Annotated in this window: 26 protein-coding genes and 4 pseudogenes; 26 read left to right on the top strand and 4 right to left on the bottom strand. The window is 46.6% G+C overall.

Features of this window, described 5'->3' with window-relative positions; genetic code table 11:
* Positions 1-152: 152 nt before the first annotated feature.
* The 6 genes and pseudogenes from AC0VZ8_RS17400 to AC0VZ8_RS17375 form a co-directional block, all read left to right on the top strand.
* Positions 153-233 (top strand): annotated as a pseudogene (locus tag AC0VZ8_RS17400) (transcriptional regulator); the annotation flags it as partial.
* A gap of 130 nt (positions 234-363) precedes the next feature.
* Complete coding sequence (locus tag AC0VZ8_RS17395; protein ID WP_260067789.1) at positions 364-852, top strand: phage tail protein; 489 nt, start codon at positions 364-366, stop codon at positions 850-852.
* A complete protein-coding gene (locus tag AC0VZ8_RS17390; RefSeq protein WP_260067788.1) occupies positions 845-1,267 on the top strand; it encodes a DoxX family protein in 423 nt (140 codons plus the stop codon). Before AC0VZ8_RS17395 ends, AC0VZ8_RS17390 begins: the two co-directional genes overlap by 8 nt.
* 46 nt (positions 1,268-1,313) lie before the next feature.
* Positions 1,314-1,442, top strand: coding sequence for a hypothetical protein (locus AC0VZ8_RS17385; protein WP_475483818.1), 129 nt, complete (start codon positions 1,314-1,316; stop codon positions 1,440-1,442).
* A 52-nt stretch (positions 1,443-1,494) separates the two neighbouring features.
* Entirely contained in the window at positions 1,495-1,806 is a 312-nt protein-coding gene (locus AC0VZ8_RS17380) for a hypothetical protein (RefSeq protein ID WP_475483817.1), read from the top strand.
* A gap of 446 nt (positions 1,807-2,252) precedes the next feature.
* On the top strand, positions 2,253-2,507 hold the full coding sequence (locus AC0VZ8_RS17375) for a hypothetical protein (RefSeq protein ID WP_260067787.1): 255 nt from the start codon (positions 2,253-2,255) through the stop codon (positions 2,505-2,507).
* A 393-nt stretch (positions 2,508-2,900) separates the two neighbouring features.
* Here the strand turns inward: AC0VZ8_RS17375 and AC0VZ8_RS17370 are convergent, their stop codons facing one another.
* The gene (locus tag AC0VZ8_RS17370) at positions 2,901-3,734 is read right to left on the bottom strand and encodes an ABC transporter permease (protein WP_071218990.1); all 834 of its coding nucleotides are present in this window, start codon (positions 3,732-3,734) and stop codon (positions 2,901-2,903) included.
* 2 nt (positions 3,735-3,736) lie between these two features.
* Positions 3,737-4,693 (bottom strand): ABC transporter ATP-binding protein, encoded by a 957-nt coding sequence (locus tag AC0VZ8_RS17365; RefSeq protein WP_201259357.1) that lies wholly within the window; start codon positions 4,691-4,693, stop codon positions 3,737-3,739.
* Positions 4,694-4,999: 306 nt separating this feature from the next.
* On the opposite strand from AC0VZ8_RS17365, the pseudogene AC0VZ8_RS17360 reads away from it, so the two are divergent.
* The 10 genes and pseudogenes from AC0VZ8_RS17360 to AC0VZ8_RS17315 all read left to right on the top strand — a co-directional run.
* Positions 5,000-5,478 (top strand): annotated as a pseudogene (locus AC0VZ8_RS17360) (methyltransferase domain-containing protein); the annotation flags it as partial.
* 121 nt (positions 5,479-5,599) lie between these two features.
* Complete coding sequence (locus AC0VZ8_RS17355) at positions 5,600-6,085, top strand: DinB family protein (protein ID WP_071218993.1); 486 nt, start codon at positions 5,600-5,602, stop codon at positions 6,083-6,085.
* Between the two features lie 174 nt (positions 6,086-6,259).
* Positions 6,260-6,484 carry a hypothetical protein gene (locus AC0VZ8_RS17350; protein WP_260067786.1) on the top strand — a complete coding sequence of 75 codons (225 nt, stop codon included), beginning with the start codon at positions 6,260-6,262 and terminating at the stop codon, positions 6,482-6,484.
* Positions 6,485-6,592: 108 nt separating this feature from the next.
* A pseudogene (locus tag AC0VZ8_RS17345) lies at positions 6,593-6,685 on the top strand (acetyltransferase); the annotation flags it as partial.
* A gap of 290 nt (positions 6,686-6,975) precedes the next feature.
* Complete coding sequence (locus AC0VZ8_RS17340; protein ID WP_475483816.1) at positions 6,976-8,031, top strand: LacI family DNA-binding transcriptional regulator; 1,056 nt, start codon at positions 6,976-6,978, stop codon at positions 8,029-8,031.
* Between the two features lie 22 nt (positions 8,032-8,053).
* Positions 8,054-9,316 carry a metallophosphoesterase gene (locus AC0VZ8_RS17335; RefSeq protein WP_475483815.1) on the top strand — a complete coding sequence of 421 codons (1,263 nt, stop codon included), beginning with the start codon at positions 8,054-8,056 and terminating at the stop codon, positions 9,314-9,316.
* On the top strand, positions 9,256-9,750 hold the full coding sequence (locus AC0VZ8_RS17330) for an NPCBM/NEW2 domain-containing protein (protein ID WP_475483814.1): 495 nt from the start codon (positions 9,256-9,258) through the stop codon (positions 9,748-9,750). The genes AC0VZ8_RS17335 and AC0VZ8_RS17330 overlap by 61 nt, the downstream gene beginning before the upstream one ends.
* Before the next feature lie 328 nt (positions 9,751-10,078).
* A complete protein-coding gene (locus AC0VZ8_RS17325) occupies positions 10,079-10,426 on the top strand; it encodes a DUF1048 domain-containing protein (RefSeq protein ID WP_260067783.1) in 348 nt (115 codons plus the stop codon).
* 10 nt (positions 10,427-10,436) lie between these two features.
* Positions 10,437-10,787 carry a DUF1048 domain-containing protein gene (locus AC0VZ8_RS17320; RefSeq protein WP_071218998.1) on the top strand — a complete coding sequence of 117 codons (351 nt, stop codon included), beginning with the start codon at positions 10,437-10,439 and terminating at the stop codon, positions 10,785-10,787.
* A 166-nt stretch (positions 10,788-10,953) separates the two neighbouring features.
* Positions 10,954-12,102, top strand: coding sequence for an enolase C-terminal domain-like protein (locus AC0VZ8_RS17315; RefSeq protein WP_475483813.1), 1,149 nt, complete (start codon positions 10,954-10,956; stop codon positions 12,100-12,102).
* A gap of 160 nt (positions 12,103-12,262) precedes the next feature.
* Here the strand turns inward: AC0VZ8_RS17315 and AC0VZ8_RS17310 are convergent, their stop codons facing one another.
* Positions 12,263-12,721: a DinB family protein gene (locus tag AC0VZ8_RS17310; protein ID WP_260067781.1), complete on the bottom strand. Its 459-nt coding sequence runs from the start codon at positions 12,719-12,721 to the stop codon at positions 12,263-12,265.
* Between the two features lie 320 nt (positions 12,722-13,041).
* Here AC0VZ8_RS17310 and AC0VZ8_RS17305 point away from each other — a divergent pair, with 320 nt between their 5' ends.
* Positions 13,042-13,638, top strand: a complete 597-nt coding sequence (locus tag AC0VZ8_RS17305; protein WP_475483812.1) for a DUF1349 domain-containing protein — start codon at positions 13,042-13,044, stop codon at positions 13,636-13,638.
* 49 nt (positions 13,639-13,687) lie between these two features.
* On the opposite strand, the gene AC0VZ8_RS17300 is transcribed toward AC0VZ8_RS17305, so the two are convergent.
* Entirely contained in the window at positions 13,688-14,266 is a 579-nt protein-coding gene (locus AC0VZ8_RS17300) for an NAD(P)H oxidoreductase (protein ID WP_475483811.1), read from the bottom strand.
* A 216-nt stretch (positions 14,267-14,482) separates the two neighbouring features.
* On the opposite strand from AC0VZ8_RS17300, the pseudogene AC0VZ8_RS17295 reads away from it, so the two are divergent.
* From AC0VZ8_RS17295 to AC0VZ8_RS17255, 9 genes and pseudogenes are all read left to right on the top strand, one after another.
* Positions 14,483-14,620: pseudogene (locus AC0VZ8_RS17295) on the top strand (winged helix-turn-helix transcriptional regulator); the annotation flags it as partial.
* Between the two features lie 84 nt (positions 14,621-14,704).
* On the top strand, positions 14,705-15,037 hold the full coding sequence (locus tag AC0VZ8_RS17290; RefSeq protein WP_475483810.1) for a winged helix-turn-helix transcriptional regulator: 333 nt from the start codon (positions 14,705-14,707) through the stop codon (positions 15,035-15,037).
* Between the two features lie 316 nt (positions 15,038-15,353).
* Positions 15,354-16,082, top strand: coding sequence for an NAD(P)-dependent oxidoreductase (locus AC0VZ8_RS17285; protein WP_475483809.1), 729 nt, complete (start codon positions 15,354-15,356; stop codon positions 16,080-16,082).
* A gap of 15 nt (positions 16,083-16,097) precedes the next feature.
* Positions 16,098-16,556, top strand: a complete 459-nt coding sequence (locus AC0VZ8_RS17280) for a DUF2269 family protein (RefSeq protein ID WP_475483808.1) — start codon at positions 16,098-16,100, stop codon at positions 16,554-16,556.
* A gap of 495 nt (positions 16,557-17,051) precedes the next feature.
* Positions 17,052-18,014 carry an ABC transporter permease gene (locus AC0VZ8_RS17275; protein ID WP_475487705.1) on the top strand — a complete coding sequence of 321 codons (963 nt, stop codon included), beginning with the start codon at positions 17,052-17,054 and terminating at the stop codon, positions 18,012-18,014.
* 24 nt (positions 18,015-18,038) lie between these two features.
* On the top strand, positions 18,039-18,923 hold the full coding sequence (locus tag AC0VZ8_RS17270; protein ID WP_475483807.1) for a carbohydrate ABC transporter permease: 885 nt from the start codon (positions 18,039-18,041) through the stop codon (positions 18,921-18,923).
* A 125-nt stretch (positions 18,924-19,048) separates the two neighbouring features.
* The gene (locus AC0VZ8_RS17265) at positions 19,049-20,644 is read left to right on the top strand and encodes an extracellular solute-binding protein (RefSeq protein WP_071219007.1); all 1,596 of its coding nucleotides are present in this window, start codon (positions 19,049-19,051) and stop codon (positions 20,642-20,644) included.
* A gap of 335 nt (positions 20,645-20,979) precedes the next feature.
* Positions 20,980-23,304, top strand: a complete 2,325-nt coding sequence (locus tag AC0VZ8_RS17260; protein WP_475483806.1) for a helix-turn-helix transcriptional regulator — start codon at positions 20,980-20,982, stop codon at positions 23,302-23,304.
* A gap of 257 nt (positions 23,305-23,561) precedes the next feature.
* Positions 23,562-26,162 (top strand): exo-rhamnogalacturonan lyase family protein, encoded by a 2,601-nt coding sequence (locus tag AC0VZ8_RS17255; protein WP_475483805.1) that lies wholly within the window; start codon positions 23,562-23,564, stop codon positions 26,160-26,162.
* Positions 26,163-26,199: the final 37 nt, after the last annotated feature.

Raw genomic sequence — 26,199 nt, 5'->3', positions numbered from 1 at the left:
ATAGATCCATAATCATCTGGGGCAGGCTGCCGACAGCAATAAATCGGCGGCCTATTTATGATTTTTTCATCGCTCCCTAAACAGTATCACTTTTTGACATGATTTAAGACTATGATAAACCCATCAAGTAAAAAGAAAATTTAAAGAAGACGACAGAGAAACCGGTGCCCGAAGCAACCCGAGTTATTCAGTTTCCTAAAGGGGAATACCTCGTAGTAAAGGGGGAAGGGAAAGCCTAGTAGTTGGTGAAATGTGGATTCCCGTTGTCAGGAAATAAAGAGGTTCGTGGATGCTTTCGGTGCGAGCTTGGCTCGAAGTAGCTTCATAGAATTAAAGCTCACAAAACATTCAGGAGGGAAAACAATGTCCAATATCATTGATTTTAAAAATGTATCTACCGTTGGTTTAGAATCTTCACCCGTAGCAGAAGCGCTTGCTGGTTTACGAGCGAATGAAGCCCGTTACTTTATGAACAAGTATAAGCATGAATTTACGGTTGTACCCGCCAGCGAGAGCCAGGAGACCCTTGAGTATGTGAATCGAATATTGAAAGAAGAACGACATCTTGAGTTTGCGGCAAAACCTTTAGAAACGTCGCGTTTTCAAGTGGAAAACATCCAATTTGCCTATGTATTTTATGAGAATGGTCTTGGACTCAATGTCATGTATACGGTTGATGACCCTAAGAAGCGAGCCGTTGGTTTTAAGCTTTCGGAGGGGATGGAGGTACCAGAAGAATTAGAAGGGAAGTTTAAGTTTGCTAGGCAGAAGTCAAAATTAGCCGGAACCATTCGGGGCTCGTTCTTTGTAATTAAGAAAAATTATACTGATGAGGTGGGAACCCATGAATAAAATGACCAGTGTGGAAACAACTATGAAAGTAAATGCCCGTCCTGTCGGAAAAATGGTAACTTATTGGACAGTCACATCGCTGCTCGCAGCAGCTATTATGTTAAGTGGTATCGGACAACTGATGCAATTTGGAGGAAACCTCGAGTTGGTGACGAATCTGGGCTACCCATTATACGTCCTGACCATTCTCGGGATTTGGAAAGTGCTTGGAGCCATCGCTCTCGTCGTGCCAGGTTTACCTCGACTTAAAGAATGGGTTCACGCTGGTATCTTCTTTTTAATGACGGGTGCGGCACTATCCCATGCATTTGCTAACGATTATGGTGACTACGGGTTTAATCTGATCCTCCCGCTTTCATACGCTGCACTAAACATCTTTTCGTGGGCGCTACGGCCATCGAAGAGCCGCTTATAAGATTACAGAAAATGACGGCGTCATTATTCTGGAAGTAGAAAAGTCTATGACGGTAGCCGGATCGGCTGCCGTTATTGACGTACCAGGAGAATTTCGTTGTCCGTTGGGAATTCGGCTGTGTATCGACTTCGATGAGAGCAGCTTGCCCTGGCAGCTGCTCTTCCTCTATATTTAAAAAGGAAATTTCTACTGTAAATCGATTCTTTTCATTAATAGGGGGCATATCGATGGTCGGGACGTTTATCATTTGTTTTTTGGTATTACACATCATCATGGCTGCCATCATGGCGGTTTTCGCTAGGGATGAAAGCATGAGAAATACCATCGGATTCCAGGCTTACACCCCCGAGCCGAAATCGGCTGGAGATTACATTTTTAATGTGCTGTTCTTTCTCCTTGCAGGTGGAGCTTATTATATGGAGTCGATCAATGAACGGATTGCGCAAAAGTTTTGGCTGGTCCGGATCGGCATCCGAATTGCGGTTCTATCCATTGCCATAATCGTTGTTTTTATCCTTGCCATCATCTTTTCATTTTGATCTGAAAACACGGTAAGCCAATAGTCTTTTTTTACATCTAGTTTATTTACGGTATCCATAACGTGTGAAAAATTAGAATTATGTACGATAAACTCGTCCGTTCTGCCATCAACATGTGTACCAAAAGCAAGATGTTTTATAGAATCGTAATCATATCCTTGGGATGCAGGTTGGCGACTAAAGTAATATTCACCTCGAACGAAAAAATCAACAGCTTTTTTTTAACTCCGTTTCTTCCCACATATAAAAATCCTCCAATTCGCAATATGGCCATTTTCATGCGCGAGATACTCAAGCGGACCATCCCGTTTATAATTGCTTATAGACATCATTATAGGGATGGCATCAGATTAATAAAATGTATAATACAATTGATAATTGTTTTATGCGTAACACCGACTTACAGGTAAAAACCGCGAGCCGCTTGATCAATGGGAGGATTAAACATGTGGGAGAATATTGAAACGGGGTATTATATCACGCTAGAAAGCTGTTATCAGGAAGCGTGTGATGGGGAAAAGGTGATCGATGAAATTATTAATCATTATGAAGAAGAAAGTGAGGGAGAGAACGGATTGAACAAGAACTGGATTATAATCGATACGTATTTCTTATCGATGAACTTGGATGAATATATGAGATTCAGAAGAAAGGCACAAGTTTATAGAAATCAAGGGTTCGACATTGATGAGACTTTTTAATGAACTCAATATTCGCTCAACTAACAGCGAACGATAGCTCAATCAAATAGAAGAAGAGGAAACAAGAGAATTAAAGGAGTGTCCAATATCTTTGATTAAGAGTAAAGAACATACATACATCCGTTGTCGCAGAACTCGCGGCTTTTTTTGTTTATACGATGGAAGTTCTTATCCCGAGTTTAGGAAAAGAACTTCCATCGTTAGCCGATTAGGTGATTGTCTAATGTGATTGACTTATCCTGACTTAACCGTGAAGTAGGTATGATTCGGTCTACTATAGGTGCTTTTCGAGGAATCGTTTTTTTTCGGTAAAAATGAACAGCGACTATTAAACATAGAAGGAGGCAAAGAGCACTCTTCCATCGACTAATCGAAGGACAGGAGTACTTATCCCTACTTCTCAACACGCCAATCTACCTTTTTTAAGATCAATACGATGGAAATCAGCGAAAAGAGCAAGAGTACAAGCGTGTTCCAGGCGACAGACCCGGACCAGCCAGAAATCAGCACCTCCCGCATAGCCTCGGCGGCATAAGTGGTTGGGAAGAGATAAGAGAGCCACTGCAGGATCGCAGGCAACTGATCCATATCCACCATGACTGGCGTCAAAAACGAGATGAACATCATCAGCGCCTGGACCAGCATGTTCGTCAATTGGTGGCTAGGCGACCAGAAGCCGATCAACACACCTGCGCCAACCACGCTAAAGACGGTGAGCAGCAACACAGGGACAAGTCCCCAGCTGTAGTGGAATTGAATGCCGTAAGCCAGCTGACCAATCATCGCCAAGATGATAAAAGAGGGGGCGCTCATGATCAAGCCGCGCAGCAGATTGGCAAAGATGAAGTTTACCTTCGCAATCGGCAGGGACGAATAGTACGTGAAGTGCCCTTGGTGCTTCTGATAAGATATCTCCTGCGCCATGGAATTGAGTCCCATGACGATTAAACCGAAGAGCATATTCCCCGTAATTATACGGGTCATGACAGCCGGCGTTGGGTCGACTGTAAAGAATTTGAGAAACAGCAGCGTCGTTAATGGAAACATGCATGCCATGATGAAAATCCAAACCCATGCCTCGCGGATGATCGTGAATTGAATGCGGGCAAGGATCAGCCATTCTGTTATTCTGCGTTGGATTACGCTCTGCTGCTCGTGCTCTTGAAGAAAGACCGCTTCTTGCAGTTGCAAGTCTTTGCTTTGCATAGATGGTTGAGTATTTTCCATGTTTAGATCACCTCCGCTTTGTCAGGCTTATCCTGTTCGTCATCGATATGAAAATAGACATCTTCAAGATTCGGCGGGACTAAGGAATATTCTTCAATCGGTAAATGCTGCTTTGTTATGAAGTCAATTGCGTAGCTGGCGTCCTGCTTCTCGATCAATGCCCGGATTCGGTTTTCTCCCGTTTTGGTCCACTGTCCCAGCGCGATTAAGCTTCGGCATACATGATCGCTTTCACCAAAGGAGGTCGTAATTTCCAGCTTCATCCGCTGATCGACCCTTTGTTTTAATACGCTGACATGATCGATGGCGAGCAGCTTGCCGTGATTTACGACAGCTACTCTGTCCACGACCTGTTCGGCCTCCAGCACGTTGTGTGTCACCAAGATTACGGTTACTCCTTGCCGATTCCGTTCTTGAATCAGATCCCATACGAGTCTTCTCTTTTTCGGGTCCAGCTCATTGGTCGGTTCATCCAGGATCATGACGGGGGAAAAGCCGATCAAGCAAGTTCCTATCCCGATTAAACGCTTCTGTCCACCGGAAACGTTCTTCAGCAGCTTATGACGGAGGTCCTGCATTCCAAAGCGTTCCAACAATTCCTCTGTTTGCTTTACGGCGGACTCTTTCGTCAACCCCCGCAATCTTCCCGTAAAATACAAAGCTTCCCAGGTTTTTAAACTGGTCAGGGCGTGAGGCTCTTGCGAGTAGTAGGCTACCTCCTGGGCAACTCGCTTGGTTTGGGTTTTCACGCTGGTTCCTTTATAGCGTACTGTACCTGAGGTGGGAGCAAGGTGTCCTACCATCTGCTTGATTAGCGTGGATTTGCCTGCTCCATTCGGACCGAGCAAACCGAGAATTTCACCTTCTTGCACATCGAAGCTTATGTCACGATTGGCAACAACCTTTCCTTTTTTGTACGTTTTATTCACATGCTCTAATTGATAAATCAGCTTCATCATTCTTACCCCTTTCTGTTCCTACTATGGTTTTGCTGGTGTGTGCCTGAACACAGAGAAAGTATGTATTCCTTGACTGGTAATTACTTTTGTTGGATGATGCCTAAGTATACTAAACGGTAAATTAACAGGCGTTAGTCTAAAGATATCGCAAAACCTTGCTAAGGAGTGACGGGCGGCAGAATGGTTTTCGTCTCCGTCTCAGGACGGAGACAGCATGCTGAGCTCTTGTATCCAGCCAGGGCTTCGATCGGCGGAAAATCAGATCTGATAACAAAAAGTGAAGGCAAATAATCACACAAATAACATTTGCGTTTTGCAAATAATAATGATGAAATCCGCCAGAATGTACGAAGCCGGTATAAGCAAGTGGCCGTTTAAGAAGCTAATGCTGAATCGTGTTGCCATACCAATATACAAGCAACCATCTGCTGCACTACATCTTCTGACGTTAATACGATTTCAAGCAAATTAGGTTATTCAAATGAAGACGTAGAATCGGTATCTGATGGTGCAAATCTGGGGTTAAGTGCGGCAATCCGCAAGCTATTGTGTCGTTAATTCCTGGTGAAGTGGTACTGGACTTAGGCAGCGTTGGTGGGTTTGACTGCTTTTTAGCATCCCGGCAGGTGGGGGAGACAGGGTCAGTGATCGGTGTGGTCATGACACCTGAAATGGTTAGCCGGGCTCGTAACAATGCAACGAAGGGGAATTTCGTGAACACAGATTTTCGTTTAGGGGAAATTGAGCATCTTCCAGTTGCTGACCATACGGTGGATTCAATTATCCTAGGAGATATGTTTGTTATCCATATGTGCGGGATCAGGGATCTTCACAGATTGGAGGATAACAGGATTATATGGCGAATCATGTTAGAAGCAACAAAGTTGTATTACAGGAGGCTGTGACATGTTGAAATTGTTCGAGTATAACTGGCAAGTTCGCAAAGATTGGTTTGACTGGTGCGATACGGTGAGTGAGGAAGAACTGTTGAAAAGACGCACCGGGGGCATAGGAAGCATTCTCTACACACTCTATCACATCGTGACAGTTGAATATGCCTGGTTGTGCGGGGATTTGCAAGGGAAAGAGCTGGAAATCCCTTCGTTCGAGGATTGTGCCAGCGTGCAGGGATTAAGAGATTATTCGGCACGAAGCCATGCGGAAATTGCACCCTTCATCTACGCTTGGAATGATAGCTTGGAAGACCGTATCATGTATGATACAAACCAAAACGGAGAGCAGGAAAGCTTTACATTCGGTGAAGTGATGCGGCACGTGATCGCCCACGAAATTCACCATATCGGTCAATTGTCAATATGGTCTCGAGAAATCGGAAAGACGCCGGTTACAGCAAACTTGATTCGTAGAGGGTTATTCGATAAGTCGCGGTAGAATGTAGAAACATGTCGCTGGACAAGAATAAAGTACCATGCAAAGTCGCTAAATTAGCGGCTTTTTTATGGTAACGATGTTTGTGCGCCGGAGATGGAAGAGCAGATATGTATAGAATTACTTTTACAGGGAAATTTAATTCAATCCGTATGCGAAGGAGCTGAAGTATAGAGTATGATCCATCCCAAAGACGACTATGGGGAATTAGGCAATAAAATCGAAGTTGATTCGGATGTGAACGAGGATCGTAATCGAGAAGAGCAGTTGGATGACTCCTTTGAGGCCTGGTATGGGGATATCAACGATCAGGTGAAGCAAAAGCTGGATCTCACGAGCGTTCCGCAAGATAGTGTTTTTGATTCTGCCGTTGGCATGGATGAGGATTCATCCCAGGATTAAGAGCTTAACAATGATAAACAAGGGGCCGCCGCGGTTCCTTCTTCAAATAGACATCTTCCGAGTATGATATGAACTGCAGTTCTTCATCAAAATGAAAGGTTCATCCGTGTCATTATCGCATCAGGAGCCGTGCTGACTAAGGATGTACCGGACAACATTATGGTTGTTGGTGGTAATTCAGCGAAAGTGATTAAAGATTGAAGGATAAAAGATAGTAGTAAGGTCGAGGGACAAGTACATTGTCCCATTGAAAGTCGCTAAATTAGCGGCTTTTTTTGCATTGAGGGTATAAGTTCTTGTTCAGAGGCTAACTGGCAGAAGTAGAGGGCTTACTCAAGTGATCAAGTGGGCAATCGCAATTTTTATTTGCAGCAAAAAAGTGAAAAATTGCGCAAAAAAAACATTGAATAATTTGCCAACGCAGTATAAGATTGCAACAAAGGGAGAGGTAAGCGCTTTCCAAAACTATAACAGACAGGTGTTATGCCGATATGAAAATAACTTTAAAAGACATTGCTGATCATGCAAATGTATCTATTTCTTCGGTTTCGAGGGCTTTAAACAACGCAAACTCGCCAGCACTTGTAAACGACCAAACCCGCCTGCGAATTATTCAAGTTGCCAAGGACCTGGGTTACCATAAGTTTAACAATTCACTGCAAAAAAACGAAAAATATTCAGAAAATAAAAAGATTCCAAAGAGAGTGGGACTTGTTTTATATGATGTAAAAGCTAAATACCAGGATCCATATTTTTCAGAAATTATATACGGAATCGAAAGTGAATTGCTTGATCAAGAATGTATATTGGACTTTACATTTGAAGTGCAGGATATTTTTAATTTCAATTTATTCGGGGATATGAACGAGAGTGACTTAGGAGTTATTTGTATTGGACCGCTTAAGCATGATTTTATAAATGAGCTGAATAAGCGGGTTCCATTTGTTATATCGGTGGGCGGAATACCTAAGCTGGAAATGGATTATGTTACGGTGGATTTTCGTCATGCGGCAATGCAAGCAGTTCAATATTTGGTAGATCTCGGTCATCGTAATATTGCCTATATTGGCGGAAGCTCTCAAGTTGGAATGCCGATTGATCAAGAGGAACGTTACTATGGTTATAAAGAAGCGATGGAGTTGAACCATCTTGAAATTGTTCAGGAGTGGGTTCAGGACGGCTGCTTTGATCTGACCAAGAGCTATGAAGCCATGAAAAAAATTTTAAACACACAGAATCCGCCCTCGGCTGTATTTACAGCTAGCGACAAAATGGCATTTGGGGCGTATAAGGCAATTGGTGAATATGGGCTATCGATTCCAAATGATATATCTGTTGTTTCTTTTGATAATGTCGAGATGTCAGAATTCATTAACCCTCCGCTAACAACGATACAGGTACACAAAGAGGAAATGGGGAGAATCGCAGTCAAATTACTGCTTCAGCGCATGGAAGGGGGGATACCTTTGCCATTGATCAGCTATTTGCCGACAAAACTTATTGTCCGCAGTAGCTGTACCGAGAAAAGCGAAATGAAAAAAATATGAAAGTTTTGAGGAGGGTATAATAATGAAAAAAGTAATTGCTTGTCTCGGTTTAGCCGCTTGTATGCTTATCCCCCTGGGTGCTCCAGTGCACGCGCAATCAGCCCAAGGGGACACAAATGCATATGAAACAAAACCAAAAGCAACCTTTCAAGTGATCAGTGACCTGCATATTAGGGATACATCGTTCTCCCATAACAAGCTTTTGAAAGCGCTCCAAGACCTGCATTCCACTGATCCGCTGGCAGATGCTATGGTCATCAACGGAGATATAACGAATAACGGTTTTCCCGAAGAATATGCAAAGGCTCGCGAACTTCTTGATCAATCTGCTAAACCGAAGAATCTGTATATGACCATTGGGAATCATGAGTTTTTTAATGGAGAAGGAAATGAAGTGAACACCAGTCGGTTCGCAGACTTTATCGAAGAGGAGCATGTATACTACGAGAAAATCGTGAAAGGCTATCCTTTTATATTCCTTGGCTCTGAAAGCTGGGGGCCAGTCGGTTCTCCCACGAAAGACCATGCCTATCTGAGCGACGAGCAGTTGAATTGGCTGGAAGATACGTTGGAGAAGCGCAGTAAGAGCGAGAAGCCTATGTTTGTTTTTCTTCATCAGCCTCTTTCCGCCGTACATGAAACAGCAGCAAAACGTCTGACTGATCTCTTCTCGAAGTATCCGCAAGTTATTTTATTCACTGGCCATACCCATCGGGATATGCGACTTCCAAATATTAACCTAACACAGAATAAATTTACTATTATCAATTCAGCTTCTGTTTATTATACAACCTTCGCACCGACCGTAAACTGGGACGAAAGCCAAGGATTGTGTGTGCAAATTTACGATGACAAGGTCGTAGTCCAGGGACGAGACTTTTACCGTAAGCAATGGATTCCCGAAGTGCATTACACGATTGATGTTCAATCGGCAACAACCTTTTCTTATCGTAATAACTATGTTATTCCGGGTGAAACTACCCTATTAACCTCAACCTTTACAAATTATGGACAAAACACAGTCGAGGCCATTCATTTGGACTTAACGGCCCCTGACGGTTGGAGCGTAGAGGCAGTAACTGATCCTATGGTCACCCATCTTTCGCCTGGAAGTTCGATTCAAACGGATTGGCGTGTGACGCCCCCAGATACTGCTGAGCCTGGATTCGCAAAATTGAATGCAACCGTTTCATTTGAATATGGGGAAAATAATAAGCAAACAGCATGGAGTGCCGACTCCATAGTCTGGATACCAGAACGCTCCCAGCTGCCGATTCATATGTAAGTGATGTGGAATGGATTCATTCCGCTAATCATTGGGGTCCCGTAGAACGGGATCAAAGCAACGGTGAAAAAGCAAAAGACGACGGAAAAACCATAACGATTGGCGGCGAAAAATATACGAAAGGCTTAGGTGTGCATGCGAATGCTGAGATTGCTTATTATATAGGCGGCAACTTCTCAACGTTTACCGCAGATATCGGAATCGATGATGAAGTGGGAAATAGAGGCTCGGTCGTCTTTCAAATTTGGGCAGACGGCGAGAAAGTATATAACAGCGGGCTTATTACCGGATCTGATTCCGTCAAAAAAGTTCATGCGGATATCTCCGGTGCAAACGTACTGAAACTGGTCGTTACTGATGGCGGAGACGGCACTGGCTACGACCATGCGGATTGGGCAAATGCCCATATTGCTAGATCCAATGTAAACCGTTAGGAAGGCTAATATCTTACAGCCACGGAAGCTTAGCGGTAAACATATTTGAATTTGAACAACGGATAACAGGGTTTGACTATTATTGCCGGAGGACAAAACATGCTCCCGCTGAAAGTCGCTATTTTAGCGGCTTTTTTCCTTTAAGGGTGCAAGTTCTTGTCCCCAAGGACTACGGCAGAATAGTTGAAAATGTACAATCGACATCAGAACAAACGCTATTGACAATCCACCTACTGCGTGTTACTTTATAGCTGTAATATGTATTACTTTATACCAGTGATACAGAATAGCAACGGGAAAAAATTAACGAGTTAAAGGAGAAAAAATAATGAATTTTTGGGAGAAAATCACCGGCAGCGATATGACTAAGGAAATGAAAGCTTTTGAATTGAGAGCCAAAAAGTTACCGCCTGATTATCAAACGGCATGGGAAAAAATTAATGCGCATCTTTGGCCGCACTCAGATTTCACCGGACGCAACCTCATGCCCATTCTTGACGGTGTGCTTGGCCTGCTCGAAGAAACGGCGGCAGACGGACAGAGTATCGAAGAGGTTTTGGGTGACGATATCAAAGGTTTCTGTTCAGCGCTGGCCGGCATCGATGAGGCAAATTCTTTTCGCGACAAGTGGCGCAAGCAACTCAACAACAATATCGCTAAAAAATTAGGCAAATAGGAGGATGAAAATGAGAATCCAAGATATCATTGAAGGCAAAAAAGAGTGGCGAGCGCACGTGGCGCGTGTCAAAGCGCTCCCGAAAGATTATCAGATTGTTTATAAAGAGATTCAAAAATATCTCTTTAAGGTCGGTCCTGTTGAACTAACGGACGGGACGGGTTTGCTTTCGGGGATAATTGATCTTTTTGAAGAGGGTGCGGCCTTAAGGAAAGGCGTGCTCGAAGTGACGGGCAGTGACGTAGCGGCTTTCTGCGACGATCTAATCAAAGATTCAAAAACTTACGCTGACATCTATCAAGAATCTCTGGATCAAGAGGGTAACAAAGCCATAAAGAAGGATACGGATAAAACAAAGTAAAAGTGGGATATTGGGCTGGAAACAGCAATTGAAGTGAAAGGTCATTTACAGATTTCCAATGGAAGAAGAATGTTCTTATCTTCTAACAGTATAATTCTATAATATGGTGTTCTGCTTACGAATCACATCGGGACATGAAACCGTCGAGTCGGTGAAGGAGGATTCTATGAATATTACGGGTATACAATCTGATTGGAAAGTGGAAAAGATCGAATTCGCCAAGTTAACGGGAGAACGAGCCAGAAGCGCGGGGGCCAATGGCAGGATCGGCATTCATGGCAAAAGCTGCACCGTGGATATCGCCAGAATAACAATCGATGGACAAACTGGGTACGGTAGCTCGATTCACATGACGCCGGAATGGGCACAAGACATCATAGGCCGCCGATTGCTCGACTTATTCGATGACCGGGGCAGACTGCTCGAAGCGTATCGTTTGCAATTGGAATACCCAGTGCTCGATTGGTTAGGCAAAAGACAAGACAAACCCGTGTATGACTTGGTGTCCGGTGTCCACATGGAAAGAGGAGTCCCATTGGTTGTTCCCTGCTATGATACCTCACTGTACTTCGACGATTTGCATTTGCCCGATGAGAGGTCCGCAGTCGCGTTGATGCAGGAAGAAGCGATGCAAGGTTATGCGAAGGGCCAACGTCATTTTAAGATTAAGGTTGGCCGTGGCGGACGCCATATGCCACTCTGGGAAGGGACGAAACGAGATATCGCAATTGTTCGGGGGATCTCTGAGGTAGCAGGTCCCACAGGTAAGATCATGATCGATGCGAATAATGCATATAATTTGAACTTAACCAAAGAGGTCTTGGCGGCTTTAGCGGATGTAAATTTGTATTGGCTGGAAGAAGCGTTCCATGAGGATGATGCCTTGTACGAGGACCTGAAGGAATGGCTCCGGCAACACGGGCAGAATGTGCTTATCGCGGATGGGGAAGGGCTTGCCTCACCGCATCTAATTGAGTGGGCGACACGCGGTCTTGTCGATGTGCTGCAGTACGATATCATCAGGCCCGGTTTCACGCATTGGATGGAATTAGGCGAGAAGCTGGATGCCCATGGTTTGCGGACTGCGCCTCATTGTTACGGAAATGCCTATGGTATTTACGCGTCTGGACATTTGTCAGCCGCGGTGCGGAACTTCGAATTTGTGGAATATGACGACATTACAATCGAAGGAATGGATGCATCAGGCTATCGAATCGAAAACGGAGAGATTCTTATTCCGGCCACGCCGGGTTTCGGAATCGTCTTCGACGATGAACTTGTAACTAACCTTATAAAGCGATCCGGCTGGTCCTGATGTCGAGGTACAACTACATGGTCTTTATTGAAAGTCGCTATTTTAGCGGCTTTTTTATTTTATCGGTACAATTTCTTGTCTCTCGAGCCGGGGACAAGACATTGTACCGATTACCGAAATGGACAAGAACTTCGTACGATTAGCTATCGAGTCATTACATTCAGAAGAGAGGACCTGCGAATCCGTTTAAACGTGCAATGACGCCGATTTGACCGACATGGTACGACTCATGATCGAAAACATGATGGATGATCCATCGTAGCGTCGGCGGCGAAGGCGGTTCCCAACCATCTGAAAAACGAGGGAGCTCAACAACTGGCTCGTGTTCATCGTATTCCATAAAGTCGAGTTTCTGGTCTGTATGGTCTCGAATGTCGATGTATGCCTGCAAAATTTGCTGAGGACGATCCAAGACTCGTTGAAGTCGTCGCTCTCCCTTAAGTACGATCACGTTAATCCATTCGTCTTCGCTGCGCGCGATGTGCTCAACGATCCAAGCGATCGAATTCGGATGATCCGGATGCCTTGCATGCCACTGTTCCTCAGTCAATTGATTTAAATAAGGGATCAGTATCATTCTTGCATCGTTTCGATAAGGAAAAAAGGTAGTGAGTTTCATGAAATCCTCCAAGAAAAATAGAGTAGTTACAGGTATTTACTACCATGTGTCATTGTAACTTATTTTTAAAGATGGGAACAACTGACGCTTGAGTTTGGGATATTAATGATATATTAAGAAGGGGAAATATGGATTTATGTAGAATATTGTCATATTAAAATCAGCTTCGTACAATAAACAGGTTTCATTAAACAACGCGCCTCAGATAAAGCGATCTCGACTATGAAAGATGGTGAAGTGGTTGAAAGTTTCATGGGACATGCTGAACTTGAACATCCCATCGTAAGAAATGAAAGTTAATTCAATAGAGGAGATGAGTTATGATTAAGAATTTATTTCAGCCAGAAACAAGAAAGAATTTAACGTGGTTAAATGAACCTGAACATTGGGAGTTTACAGCAGACGACAGGCTAATCATTGATGCTCCAACGAAAGCTGACTTTTTCAAAGACCCTGGAGGTAAACATGTAGCTCATTCTGCACCTTATCTGCACATCCAGGTGAATTCAACATTTCAGCTTATAACGCAGCTTCAGGTAAACATGAACGAATTGTATGATTCCGGGTGTCTGATGTTGATGGCAGATGAGAACAATTGGGCTAAGCTTTGTTTAGAGTTCAACGGTGAGTATGCTACTATCGTGTCTGTTGTTACGCAGAACGGTTTGTCGGATGATTGTAATTCTGAGCGTGTATTAGTAAGCAATCCTTATTTAAAAATAACGAAGAATGATCAACTTATTTCTTTTTACTACTCATCAGATGGTGAAGTTTGGAAATTGATTCGATACTTTGGAATGAACACCTCAGCACCGTTTACAGCGGGTGTGGTAGCTCAATCACCGAAGGGAGCAGGTTGCCGAGTCGAATTTCTGTCTTTGGTTTTATCCGAATCTGATGAAAGAAGTAGGTTTTAAAGTAAACGCATACTAATAGCAATCAGTCAGTTCAGACTTAATCTCAAGCTTACTGTTCCTTCGCATAATTCAACCCTAAGTGATGAGCTTGGTTAAGCAGCATCTCATAATGCTTGGGATTGGAATCTAAGGTCTCGTTTAAAAATTCAACCTTGGAATTGGATACACCGCAATAATCTGCAATTCCCACATTGAGCAAATGAATCATCATTTCATCATAGTTACGCTTTTTCATCTGTTCTTTCGAAACGCCAGCCAAACCAATCCACAAGACATGCTGATGATGGAGCTGGTTTGAACCGTACGCAAACCCATTGTTCCATACACGGTCTATATAACCTTTTAGCATGGCAGGCAAATGCCACCACCATATTGGAAAAATAAATGCCAAGGCATCGTGCTTCTTCATTCGCCTTATTTCCAGTTCTACTTCAGGGGAAAAGGACTGTTCCTCTGCTGACCAATCAGGTTCATCTACTCCTTTTAAAACAGGGTCAAAACCAATCTCGTGTAAATCCAAGATCTCATAGTCGTGGCCCGACGCGGTAAGACCTTTTACGAAACGATCGGCAACCTTAAAGGTCAGGGAATCTTTTCTTGGGTGGGAAACAACGCATAATACTCTCATACTTGTCTCTTCACTACCTTTCTCATTTCTCAACAGCTATCTTATAGCCACGATCAATGGCTGATGCTTTTATAAACAGTATTAAAATTATCAGGAAGTACGCACTTTCAAGTTCTATAGGATGATACAGGTGCCCTAGAAACTTACCTGAGTAACGGACTGAAATGAATCTTATGTTCCTAGAAAAACCACAGGCTTTTAACGGGGGAATGAGAGATGACTGAGAAGAGGAAAAATAACGTTCAAAAGAAGTATAAAGTTGGAGTGGAGGCGGCCTTAGAAGTAATGGGGGGGAAATGGAAGCCTTTAATCATCTATCATTTGATGACAGGACGGAAACGGACGTCTGAGATTGACTTGATTGTAGAGGTATCGTAAAATTTTGTTATGTCAATTATAGGTAATGCACTTACTTAAAAGTAAGGGGATGATTCAATTATGATTCATCAGCGCGAATGTCCAATTGAGACACTCATTCATGTTTTAGGCGGTAAATGGAAGCCCATGATTTTATGGCATTTGATTGAATCCAAGAAGAGGTTCAACGATCTGGAAAAGCTTATACCTGATGCTTCACAAAAAATGCTTTCACAACATCTCCGAGATTTGGAACGAGAAGGCATAATCCATAGAACGGTTCACCCTGTGATCCCTCCAAAAGTGGAATATTCTCTTAGTGAATACGGCAGAACATTGATTCCTGTAGCAGAAATTATGTGTTCTTGGGGAGAAAATCATAATAAGCGGAAATATGAAGAGCCAGCGTCATAAAGCTGGTTCAATGAACTTGTACACGAATTCAATCAACTCAAAACAAAAAGCTGCCACGGGATTCCGGGCAGCTTTTTGTTTACCTACAGTGCACAATCCTGATATGAATGGATAACAAAACTCCTATTAGAGTAGAATTGTCGCCAATCTGTCTAAAATTCCCCCTTCCTCCCAACCTCCGCTAATATGTATCCCTTTCTGCATGCTTACTTTTAAGTAAGTACCCTACTTTAAAGTGGGTTCTTAACATCATTTTGAAGCGATGCTAAGCTTGAGTTAGCCAAAATTTGGGACCATAAAAGAGGAGGAACGAACAATGAACATTATTGTTTTTGGAGCGACAGGGAATACAGGGAAAAGAGTGCTGGCACAAGGGATAAAAATGGGGCATGAAATGACCGCATTTGTGAGGAATTCCGAGAAGCTATATGATCAATTAGGTGAGCATTCCGCAAAGCATGTGAAGGTGATCGTGGACGATATGATGAACCCGGTAGGTGTCCGTCAGGCGCTCGTGAATCAAGACGCCGCTATTATTGCAGCAGGCCATGCAGGCCAGGGAGAAGAGTTTGTTCGTATCGTCGATAACATTATAAGCCAATGTGAATTGGAGCCTAGTTTCTCTGGGCGGGTATGGGTCATGGGAGGAGCCGGTCTACTGGATATTCCATATACCGAACTTATCGGCAACAATTTACCGGGGTTCCCACCTGAGTATAAGAATCACAACCGGAATTTCGAAAGGCTGCAGCGGACTGGGCTCGATTGGTCCATGATGTGTCCGGGAACCATGATGGATTCAAGCGAGCATCCAGAGCCGGTTCATCTTCATGTAACAACGGATACCTTGCCCGTTCCGATGCCGGAGACGATTAAGGCATATTCCGAGGCGGAAATAGCCGGTCACTTGTTCAGCCGATTTCAAGAGCTGAATGTTGCTTATGACGATGTCGTCATGTGTATGCTTAACCATCTTGAGCTCGGAGGAGCGTTTATGAGGAAAAGGGTCGGTCTAGCCTATGAAAGCAAGATATCGGTAAGCTGAGAAGAAGGGAGGGGCATGGATTTGTTTGGATTACTGCTCGTTTTGCATATATTGGCTTCGATCGCCATTATTGGCCCCGCTTTCGTGATGCCCATCATTCGAAGATCGGCAAGAACCGTCGGCCAGTTGCACTTTACTTTTGGTATAACGACAAAGCTTGCCATCATGCCTAAAATTGGAGGAGCAGTGCTTATTTTAACCGGAGTTTGGCTTATGATCATAACCAAGATGGGGTTATCCCAAATATGGCTGAATGTATCCATCCTTTTATCGCTGCTCATGGTCGTCATGATCGACGGATGGATCGAGCCTCGTATGAAAAAGATCATTAAGATCATATCTGAAAGTCAAGAGCAGGGTAATGATATACCCGCCGAGTTCGGACTACTGATCAAAAAGATCGTACCCATCGAGACGGCAGCACAGCTGTTGATGATTGCCATATTGGTGCTCATGGTCGTTAAGCCATTTTAAAGAAGCCGATGGAGCGTTCTCAGATTTGGAAAACACGACTTCACGAACAGTCTGAAGTCTTTCTTCATCACTTTTCAGAAAAAGAATCAATCATTCGCACTCTGCTAAATTGGATAGATGAACCGCCCACAGACCATAAGGCTGTGTATGAGTTGTTTAAGATTGAGGGGGAATGGGCTGGCGCTAACTTTACAAATGAAGCCAACATTCCTCATAAAGCTAACGGGAGCTTTAGTTGAATAAGACAATACTACTGCAATAAAACTTCTAGATAATTGGAAGTTTTATTTTTTTGTTTCACAGAGAAGTGCTTGTTTATACAGGGCTATAAGCGTCTTACCACTCGTTTGCCGACTTTGCACTTTCTTTAAAAATGCCGAAAACCGAGGCTTTTTTACTCTTCAAAAATGTCTCATTGCGGGAAAAGAAAGCGCTGGCGCATAATAAGGCCACACCGCTCGCGAGGTGATGAACGACATATGGAGGTGGAGAATGATGAAGCAAGCTACGGCTCAAAGGGATTTCCCGCAAACGTCCAAGCATGCTGAGCACCGCACGAGCTTCGCGGCGAGGCTTCGCAGGGACAAATGGCTCTACCTGCTGCTGCTCCCAGGCTTGCTTTATTTTTTGGTTTTTAAATACGTGCCGATGTGGGGGGTCATGCTGGCATTTCAAAACTATCAGCCGTTTACCGGCTTTTTGAAAAGCGAATGGGTAGGCTTCGAGCATTTTCGTCTGTTTTTTAACAATCCAGAGTTTGTAATGCTGCTGCGTAATACGCTGTTGCTATCGTTCTATAATCTCATCTTCTTTTTTCCCGCTCCGATTATACTGGCACTCTTGTTAAACGAAGTAAGGCTTTCTTTCTTCAAGCGTACGATTCAAACGATGATTTACGTTCCGCATTTTATATCGATGGTCATCGTGGCAAGCCTGACTTACGTGTTCCTAACCACGGAAGGAGGCACCGTCAACGAGCTGCTATTCCAATATACGGGGAACAAAATCCAATTTCTATCCGATCCGTCTTGGTTCCGTCCCGTGATTATTTTGCAGACGATCTGGAAGGAATGCGGCTGGGGAACGATTATATTCCTGGCGGCGCTGGCGGCCGTCGATGTGGAGCAGTACGAAGCGGCGACGATTGACGGGGCAAACCGTTGGAGGCAAATCTGGCATATAACACTGCCGGCGATCCGCAGCACGATCGTAATTCTTTTGATTTTGCGGATGGGCAGCGTGCTGGACAACGGCTTCGAACAGATTTATCTGATGTTGAATCCGCTTAATCGCTCGGTAGGCGAAGTGTTCGACACATACGTATACGCGATGGGCATTACGCAAGGCGCTTTTAGCTACAGTACGGCTGTCGGGCTGTTTAAATCGGTTGTTGGCGTAACGCTGGTGCTCGGCACGAACTGGCTGGCCAAAAAGTTCGGCCAATCCGGGCTTTACTAATGAGTTAGAAAGGGGAATCTATCCATGGCCAAGCAATACAGAACCGCGGCTGGTGTCACGTTCGACGCTGCCAACTATATCGTGCTATCGTTGTTCGGGCTGGCTGCCGTGCTCCCTTTCGTCTACGTGATTGCGGGCTCTTTTGCATCGGATGCGGAGCTGACGTCGAGAGCGGTATTTTTCATACCCAAAACATTTACATTAAACGCTTATAAGTTTATTTTTTCGACAGATACGATCATGAGAAGCATCGGCGTCTCCGTCTACATAACGGTCATCGGCACGCTCGTCAACCTGTTTTTCACGGTCACGATGGCCTATTCCTTAGCCAAGAGAGGGTTGTACGGCCGGAATCTGGTGCTGAATCTCGTCATCTTCTCCATGCTGTTTGGCGGTGGCATGATTCCGACTTATCTGGTCGTGAAGGAGCTGAACCTGCTTGATTCGCTCTGGGCTCTCATGCTGCCAGGGGCGATCAGCGCGTTTAATCTGATCATCGTCAAAAACTTTTTTCAGGAAATTCCGAAGGAGATCGAGGAGGCCGGCCGCATCGACGGCTGCTCCGAGCTTGGCCTCTTAGGGCGGATCGTGCTGCCGCTTTCAATGCCCGTCCTCGCTACGTTTACGTTGTTTTACGCCGTCGGGCATTGGAACGATTTCTTTGCGGCACTGCTGTATATTAACGATCCGGAAAAATGGCCGCTGCAGGTCATGCTGCGCCAGATCGTTCTGCTGTCGCAAGCGGCTGCAGGCGATTTGAACTCGATGGACCCTAATTTCGTGCAGCCGCCGGATCAATCGATCAAAATGGCCGTCATCGTTGTCGGCACGGTTCCGATCTTGTGTGTGTATCCGTTCCTGCAAAAGCATTTTGCCAAAGGCGTCCTGCTTGGCTCGGTCAAAGGCTAAAGTTTGTTTTTCCAAATGTGTGATTCCGCTTAGGCTCTGTTGTTAATACCCTAGACGTGCTGATCGATTTGCTTGGAGCTCATGCGGTTTGCAATATGATCTTAATAATAAAGGGAGGCTATTTAATGAAGAAAAAGACAATGAAGGCGAAACGTGCTTCCACATTTCTAATTCTAGGCACGGTTTGTATCGTTCTGCTGGCAAGCTGCTCGTCCGGTAAAAACAGCGGTGGCACAGACTCTTCCAACAATTCGACGGCGGCTCCCCCTGCAAGCGCTTCCGCAGATACGCAGGAAGCGTTTAAGCTGAACATCATGCTCCCGATTTTTAAAACGAACTATCCGAAGGACGACAGTCCCGTAGCGGCTGAGCTCGAGAAGCTGACCGGCACGGACATTCATTTCGAATGGGTGCCTAACGCTTCCTATGCGGATAAATTCAACATTACGCTTGCCTCGGGCAATTTGCCGAAAATCATTTACGTGCCGGACTCGAAGGGCCCGAGTTTCGTTAGCGCGGTAAAATCGGGGGCGTTCTGGGATTTGACCGACAAACTCAAAAATTATCCGAACCTCAGCCAGGCCAGCGAAATCATTCTGAACAACTCCTCGATTAACGGCAAAACGTACGGCGTATATCGCGGGCGCGAGCTTGGCCGCAACGGCGTTTATTACCGCCAGGATTGGCTGGAGAACGTCGGACTTGAGCAGCCGAAAACGATCGACGATTTTTACAACATGCTGAAAGCGTTCAAAGAGAAGGATCCGGACGGCAACGGTAAAGATGACACGTACGGATTGGTTATGGTCAAATGGACGGCCGGCTGGGGAGCGGGCTTCGACCAGATCAAACTGTGGTTCGGTGCACCTAACGTTTGGGGCGAAAGGGATGGCCAGCTCGTACCGGAGTTCGAATACGATGAATATCTCGAAGCGCTCAAGTTCATGAAAAAGCTGTATGACGAAAAACTCGTCAACCAAGATTTTGCCGTCATGGATTCGGCGAAGTGGACTGATCCGCTTGTTAACGGGCAAGCCGGCGTGATTATCGACGTCGTCGACGGAGCGGCTCGAGTCGACGACAAAATCAAGGCGGCGAACGCGGCGGCGGGCAATGATTCAAGGGAGCATTACATGGATGTGTTCGGTGCAGTAACCGGTGCGGATGGTCAAATTCGTACGCTGCCTACCTCCGGTTTTGCCGGCCTATTGGCCATTCCGAAGTCGAGTGTGAAGACTGAGGAGGAGGTCGACCGCATTCTGAAATTTCTAGACCAGCTGAACGAGCCTGACCTGCAAACGCTGACCAGCTTCGGCCTTGAAGGCGTGCATTATACCAAGATCGACGATACAACGCTGGAAAGAAGTACGGACTCCGTGCTGCTCGAGTCTGAAGTCGAAGGTCTTAACCAGATGGTACCTTACATTCCTGAAGGAAAAGGGCTGCAAGTGGCCCAGACACCGCTTCGCTTAAAACAAACAGAGGTTCAAATGAAAAACCGGGAAACCATCGTCGCCAATCCGGCGGAGCCGTTTATTTCGGAGGTGTATTCACAAAAAGGACAACAGCTTGGCAATATTATTAACGATGCGCGCATTAAATTCATCGTTGGCCAAATCGACGAGCAAGGCTGGCGCGATGCAATCGAACTGTGGAAAAAATCCGGTGGCAACGATTACGTGAAGGAAATCAACGAGCTGTACGCAGCGTCCAAATCCTAGGCGAGGTCATTTGAGCAGTGACGTTCAGCGGAAAAAAGAGGCCAGCGGCCTCTTTTTTCTCTATCCGAATTTTTCTTCCGAGAGTTCCCGCAAAATGACGGTAGCAACTTTGTAGCCAAGACTCCACGATGGCCGGTTTTTTGGAATTCCTCTGTTTTTTAAACAATTTACTCTGAAAACATGCAGGTTTTATTAGTAGGACCGCGTTATGCTAATTAAGACAGTCGATTTTATTTCGCGGTTTTAAATTTGAATACGCTTACATATCTGAAAGGCAAAGGACCACCTAACAAGGGAAGGCAAAACTAATTTTAGATATGGTTGGTGAGCTGACGATGAATGGATGGAAAATGTTATTGGCCCGCTTATCCGGGAGATCTGGCAGCTTCTATAGGAAAAGTTTAATCATGTTCCTGTTTGTTGCCGGAATTCCCGGCATAATTACCGGGGTTCTCGTATATTCGATGGCCGGTGGTAAGCTGGAAAAGGAGCTGCTGAAGCTCCATAACAACCAGATTGAGCAGCGGTCGCAGAACCTGAATAAACAGCTGTCCAATCTCGAAATGATGCTGGCGCATTGGGCGTTCGATACGAGCTTCGATTATTCGCTCGGCGAACGCGATTTCGTGCGTGATTTTGAGAAGACCCGCGATATTACGAATACGCTGCTCGTCATGCAGGGCTCCAATACGATGATTCGTAACGTCAGCCTCTATTTGCGCGGAAGCCAGCCGGTATTGTTTTATCCGGAATACTCCGCTTTACATGATGCAAGTGTCATCAAGCTATACGACCAACTGCTTGACGCAGGAAAAACGACGTATTGGACACAGCTAACGCTGGATCCCGATCAGCCGGGAAAACGGGAATTGACGTTTGTGCATCTCGTTCCCGGCGGCAGCCAAAAACCGATTGGAGCCTTGATCGTCCGCTTGGACAGCGATCAAGTCGCGGAAGCGCTGCAGACGATTACCCCTTATGCCGACGGCGAAAATTTTCTAACAGAGCCGAGAAGTCATCTATACGTATCCGCCAACGGGAGCTCGATAGATTCGACGTTCGTAAAGGCAGTCAGGAGCGAGGTCGAGTCAAACGTGAACAAGGAAGGCTCGTTTCTTTATGAATGGAACGACAAGACCTATGCGGTCACGTACGGTTATTTCGCACGAATCATGGATAACTGGCTGTATGTGTCGGCTTCACCGATCACCAATATAACGGCACCGGTCGTTTTTATATCCAAAGTCATTTTGACGGTCAGCTTGAGCGCTCTCCTGCTGGCAATAGGGCTTGCTTGGCTTGCATCGATCCGAATGTACTTGCCTGTAAAAAGGTTAATGAAGGATTTGCTGCCAAGCGCCTCCTTGTCGGGCGGAGGCCGGGAGGACGAGTTTACGCTAATCGAGCGGCAATGGCAGCATTTAAGCAGGGAGAGTCGGGAGCTGAACGCCAAGTGGCTCGAGCAGCTGCCGCATGTGAAGGAAAGCTTTCTCCATCAGCTCCTTCAGGGCTATTTGTACGCCTATACGGAGGAGGACCTGAGGTCACGGATGGAGCGGTATAAATGGCAGGTGTGCGGCAAGCAATTTGTCGTGCTGTACGTACAGCTTACCGGGATCGCCAGCATGGAAGGGAAGTTCAAGTTTGGCGACGAGGGACTGGTTACCTTCGCATCCGTCAACATGATCGAAGAGCTGGCGGATTCGTATTTCGAGCAAAGCAGCACGATCAATTTCCATGATCTTGGATCAGGGGTGCTGCTTATCTTGCCGGAAGGGGAGCCATGTACAGAAACGATCAAATCGTTTTGCGAAAAGCTTGCGCAGACGGTTAATCGGTTGCTGAACATGGTGGTCACGGTGGCGATCAGCCAGGCTACCAGCCGTGTAAGCGACATTCCGCTCGCATTTGAAGGCGTGAAACACGCAGCCAGCTTCCGCAAATTCGATAACGATAACCAGATTATCGAAATGGAGCAGCTGAATTTCGAGGATTCGTCCGAACCGAAGTACCCTTTTACGCTGGAAAGAGAATTTCTTCAGGCGCTTCGAACCGGACAGGAGGCGGATGCCAACGCCTTGCTCGTCGAATTCCAGAATGCGCTGTCCGTGCAGGAAGCAAAAGCGATAGATGTCCAGCAGGGGATGCTTCATTTGCTGGGTTCCATCCAGCATGCGATTCTCGTATCCGGTATTCAGCCGAATCGTTTGTTCAAGGGCGCCAACCTGTATGAGCAGCTTTCCCAGATTAAAGAACCTGCCGGCGCCAGGGAATGGTTCCAAGTGAAGGTGATCGCTCCTTTCATGAAGGAGCTGACGACCCGAACGGATGGCCAGGTCAAACGGCTGATTGAGCATGCCATGATCTACATGCAGCAAAACTATATGCACGACATTTCGCTCGACAATTGCGCCGACCACATCGGCACGAACCCGTTCTTCCTGAGCAAATCATTCAAACAGGTCACCGGCAAAAACTTTATCGATTATTTGACCGAGCTGCGTTTGGAAAAAGCGAAGGAGCTTCTTCGGGAATCGGAGATGAAAATTAACACGGTCGCCGAACAAGTCGGATATCGGCACAGCTACTTTAACCGGATCTTTAAAAAGCTCGAGGGCATGACTCCCACCCGTTATCGTGAGCTTAGCCGGGCAGATTAGGAAGCAAGCCGCGATAAACAGATCGAAAGAAGCAGCCGGCAGCGTTCATGATGTGACCGCTGCCGGCTTTATTGTGATGCGTTGGGCTGTGAAGCACCAGGAGAACCTTATCGTGCAATAAAGTGCTATTCTCGAGAAATCGTGCAATCTAGCCTGGCGGATGTCATCAAGAAAGTGCCATAGCCGGGAAAGCCGCAGCTGTCTACAATAAGGGCGTTGAAACAACGGAAGCCAACAAACGTTTAGGAGATGATTCCATGAACGACACGCGAGTATCACTGCGTTGGTTAAAGGCAGCCGCTGATATTTCGGCTGGGCTGAGTTGGGGGATGCCGTGGAAGGAGGGGGAGCTTTCGCGGGACGACCGGCTTTCGCTGCACTTGGAGGGCGGGACTGCCCCCGCACTGCAAAGCTGGCCGACTGCATATTGGCCGGACGGCAGCGTCAAATGGACGGCGCATGCCGCCGCATTTCCGACTGGTGCCCCTCACGGGTATACCATCGTGAAGGGAGATTCAGAACATTCACCAACAGCGGCTTCATTGTCCGTACGTGAGGCAGAGGATGGCTTTACCATCGACACGGGCGTCATTTCCTTTCGGGTACCGAAAACAGGCCGCCGAATGATCGCCGATGTTCAACGAAACGGTGTCAGCATAAGCTCTTATGGCGAGTTGATCGCCATCAAGGAAAGTGTAAGCGAGCTGACCGGCAGCCGAACGATCCGGGAGGAACGTTATCAATCCCAAATCTACGAAGCGAAGGTGGAGCAAGCAGGTCCGGTACGAGCGGTCGTCAAGCTGACGGGCCGCCACCGTGCCGTGAACGGAACCGGTGAATGGCTTCCTTTTTCGCTTCGCCTGTACGCTTACGCGGGTCTGGAGTCGATCCGGATGGTGCATACGTTTTTTTATGACGGCAATCCGAACCAGGATTTCGTGAAGGGACTCGGCATCCGTTTCATCCTGCCGATCCGTGGGCCGCTGTACAACCGCCACATCCGGTTTGCCGGTGATACCGGTTATTTAAGCGAATCGCCCAAAACGCTTCATTCGCGGCGCACAAAAGGCAAATATTTGGAGCTGTTCAAGCGTCAGCTCAATGGGGAAACGCTGACCGACGAAGAATTGGACGACGAGTACTTTATGAGTCTGCTGCAAGACTCCGCAAGCTGGGACGGCTTTAAAGTGACCCAGTTCTCAGCCGACCATTATCTGATGGCCAAGCGTACCAGGGCAGGCTGCAGCTGGATCAAATCCGGCGAAGGCCGGAGAGCGCGCGGCGTTGCATATGTTGGTGGGCCCGGCGGCGGACTGGCTCTTGCGATGCGCAATTTCTGGCAAAAGCATCCTTCGGGCATGGAGGCCCACGGCCTTACGACGGACGAGGCGCAGCTGACCGCCTGGTTCTGGTCCCCGGAAGCGCCGGTTATGGACATGCGCCATTACGATACGTTAACGCATGTTGAATCTTCCTACGAAGGCGCGGAAGAGCTGCGCGCAACTCCGTACGGCGTCGGCAATACGAGCGAGCTGACGATTTGGTGCCGGGCGTTTACGCCGTCGCCGGTTGAGCTGGAGGCTTACGCGAGCTATAACGACTCGCCTTCGCAGCTTGTATGCGAGCCGGCTTATTTGCGCAGCCAGGGCGCTTTTGGCATTTGGAGCTTGCCGGACCGGGGAACGCCCGCCAAAGCCCGCCTCGAAGAGAAGCTGGACGGGATCATTGCCTTTTACCAAAGGGAGGTGGAGCAGAGGCGCTGGTACGGCTTCTGGGATTACGGCGATTTCATGCACAGCTACGACCCTGCGCGCCATGTCTGGAATTATGACCTCGGCGGCTGTGCTTGGCAAAATACGGAGCTGGTCCCGAACATGTGGCTGTGGCTGATGTTTTTGCGCTCGGGACGCGAAGACATTTTCCGGATGGCGGAGGCGATGGCGCGCCATACGAGCGAGGTCGACGTCTATCATTTCGGGGAATACGCCGGGCTCGGCTCCCGGCATAACGTCATCCATTGGGGCTGCGGCTGCAAGGAAGCCCGGATCGGCATGGCCGGACTCCATCGCTACTATTATTATTTAACGGGGGACGAGCGGATCGGGGATATGATGGACGAGGCGAAGGATGCCGACTATACGACCGTCCATATCGACCCGATGCGCGCCTATTTTCCCAAGGATGAGCATAAGACCCATATCCGGGTCGGCCCGGATTGGGCGGCTTTCAGCTCCAACTGGATGACCCGCTGGGAGCGCAAAGAGGATTTGTTTTACCGCGACAAACTGCTTACCGGCATTCAATGCATTAAACAGGCGAATTACGGTCTGATCTCCGGTCCGACTTACGGTTATGATCCGAATACCGGCTTGCTGACGTCGATGGGTGACGACAACTGGGGGCGCCATCTGGCATTATGCATGGGTGCGCCGCAGGTGTGGTTCGAGCTGTCCGGCATGCTGAAGGATAAGCAGTGGGACGACATGATGGCCGATTTCGGAGTTTTCTATAATCTTTCGCAGGAAGAAAAGGATCAAATCACAGGCGGCGCCATCAGCACAAAGCGGTTTGAGCATCCAGTCCTGACGCTGGCCCTCGTCGCTTACGGCGCTTGGTACCGTAAGGACAGACGTACAGCCGATATTGCATGGTCAACGCTGCTGGGACACCCTTTTGCAACCACAGACCTGGAAAAAGACGCCGTTGACGTTACGTACGTCGACAAGCTGAAAGAGATTGACTGGATGAATACGAATGAGGCGTCGCAATGGTCTTTGAACACGATCATCAGCCTGGAACTGATCTCAGATTCATTACCTGACCATGCAGGCTCGGCCCGTCAGGAAGCGAATGTGTAATGAAGCTCGGTTACCGCTCGTCGCCAAAGCGCGGTCA

The sequence above is a fragment of the Paenibacillus sp. QJM3NY_38 genome (genome assembly GCF_056173265.1).
This window is presented reverse-complemented; position numbering and strand designations above follow the sequence as displayed.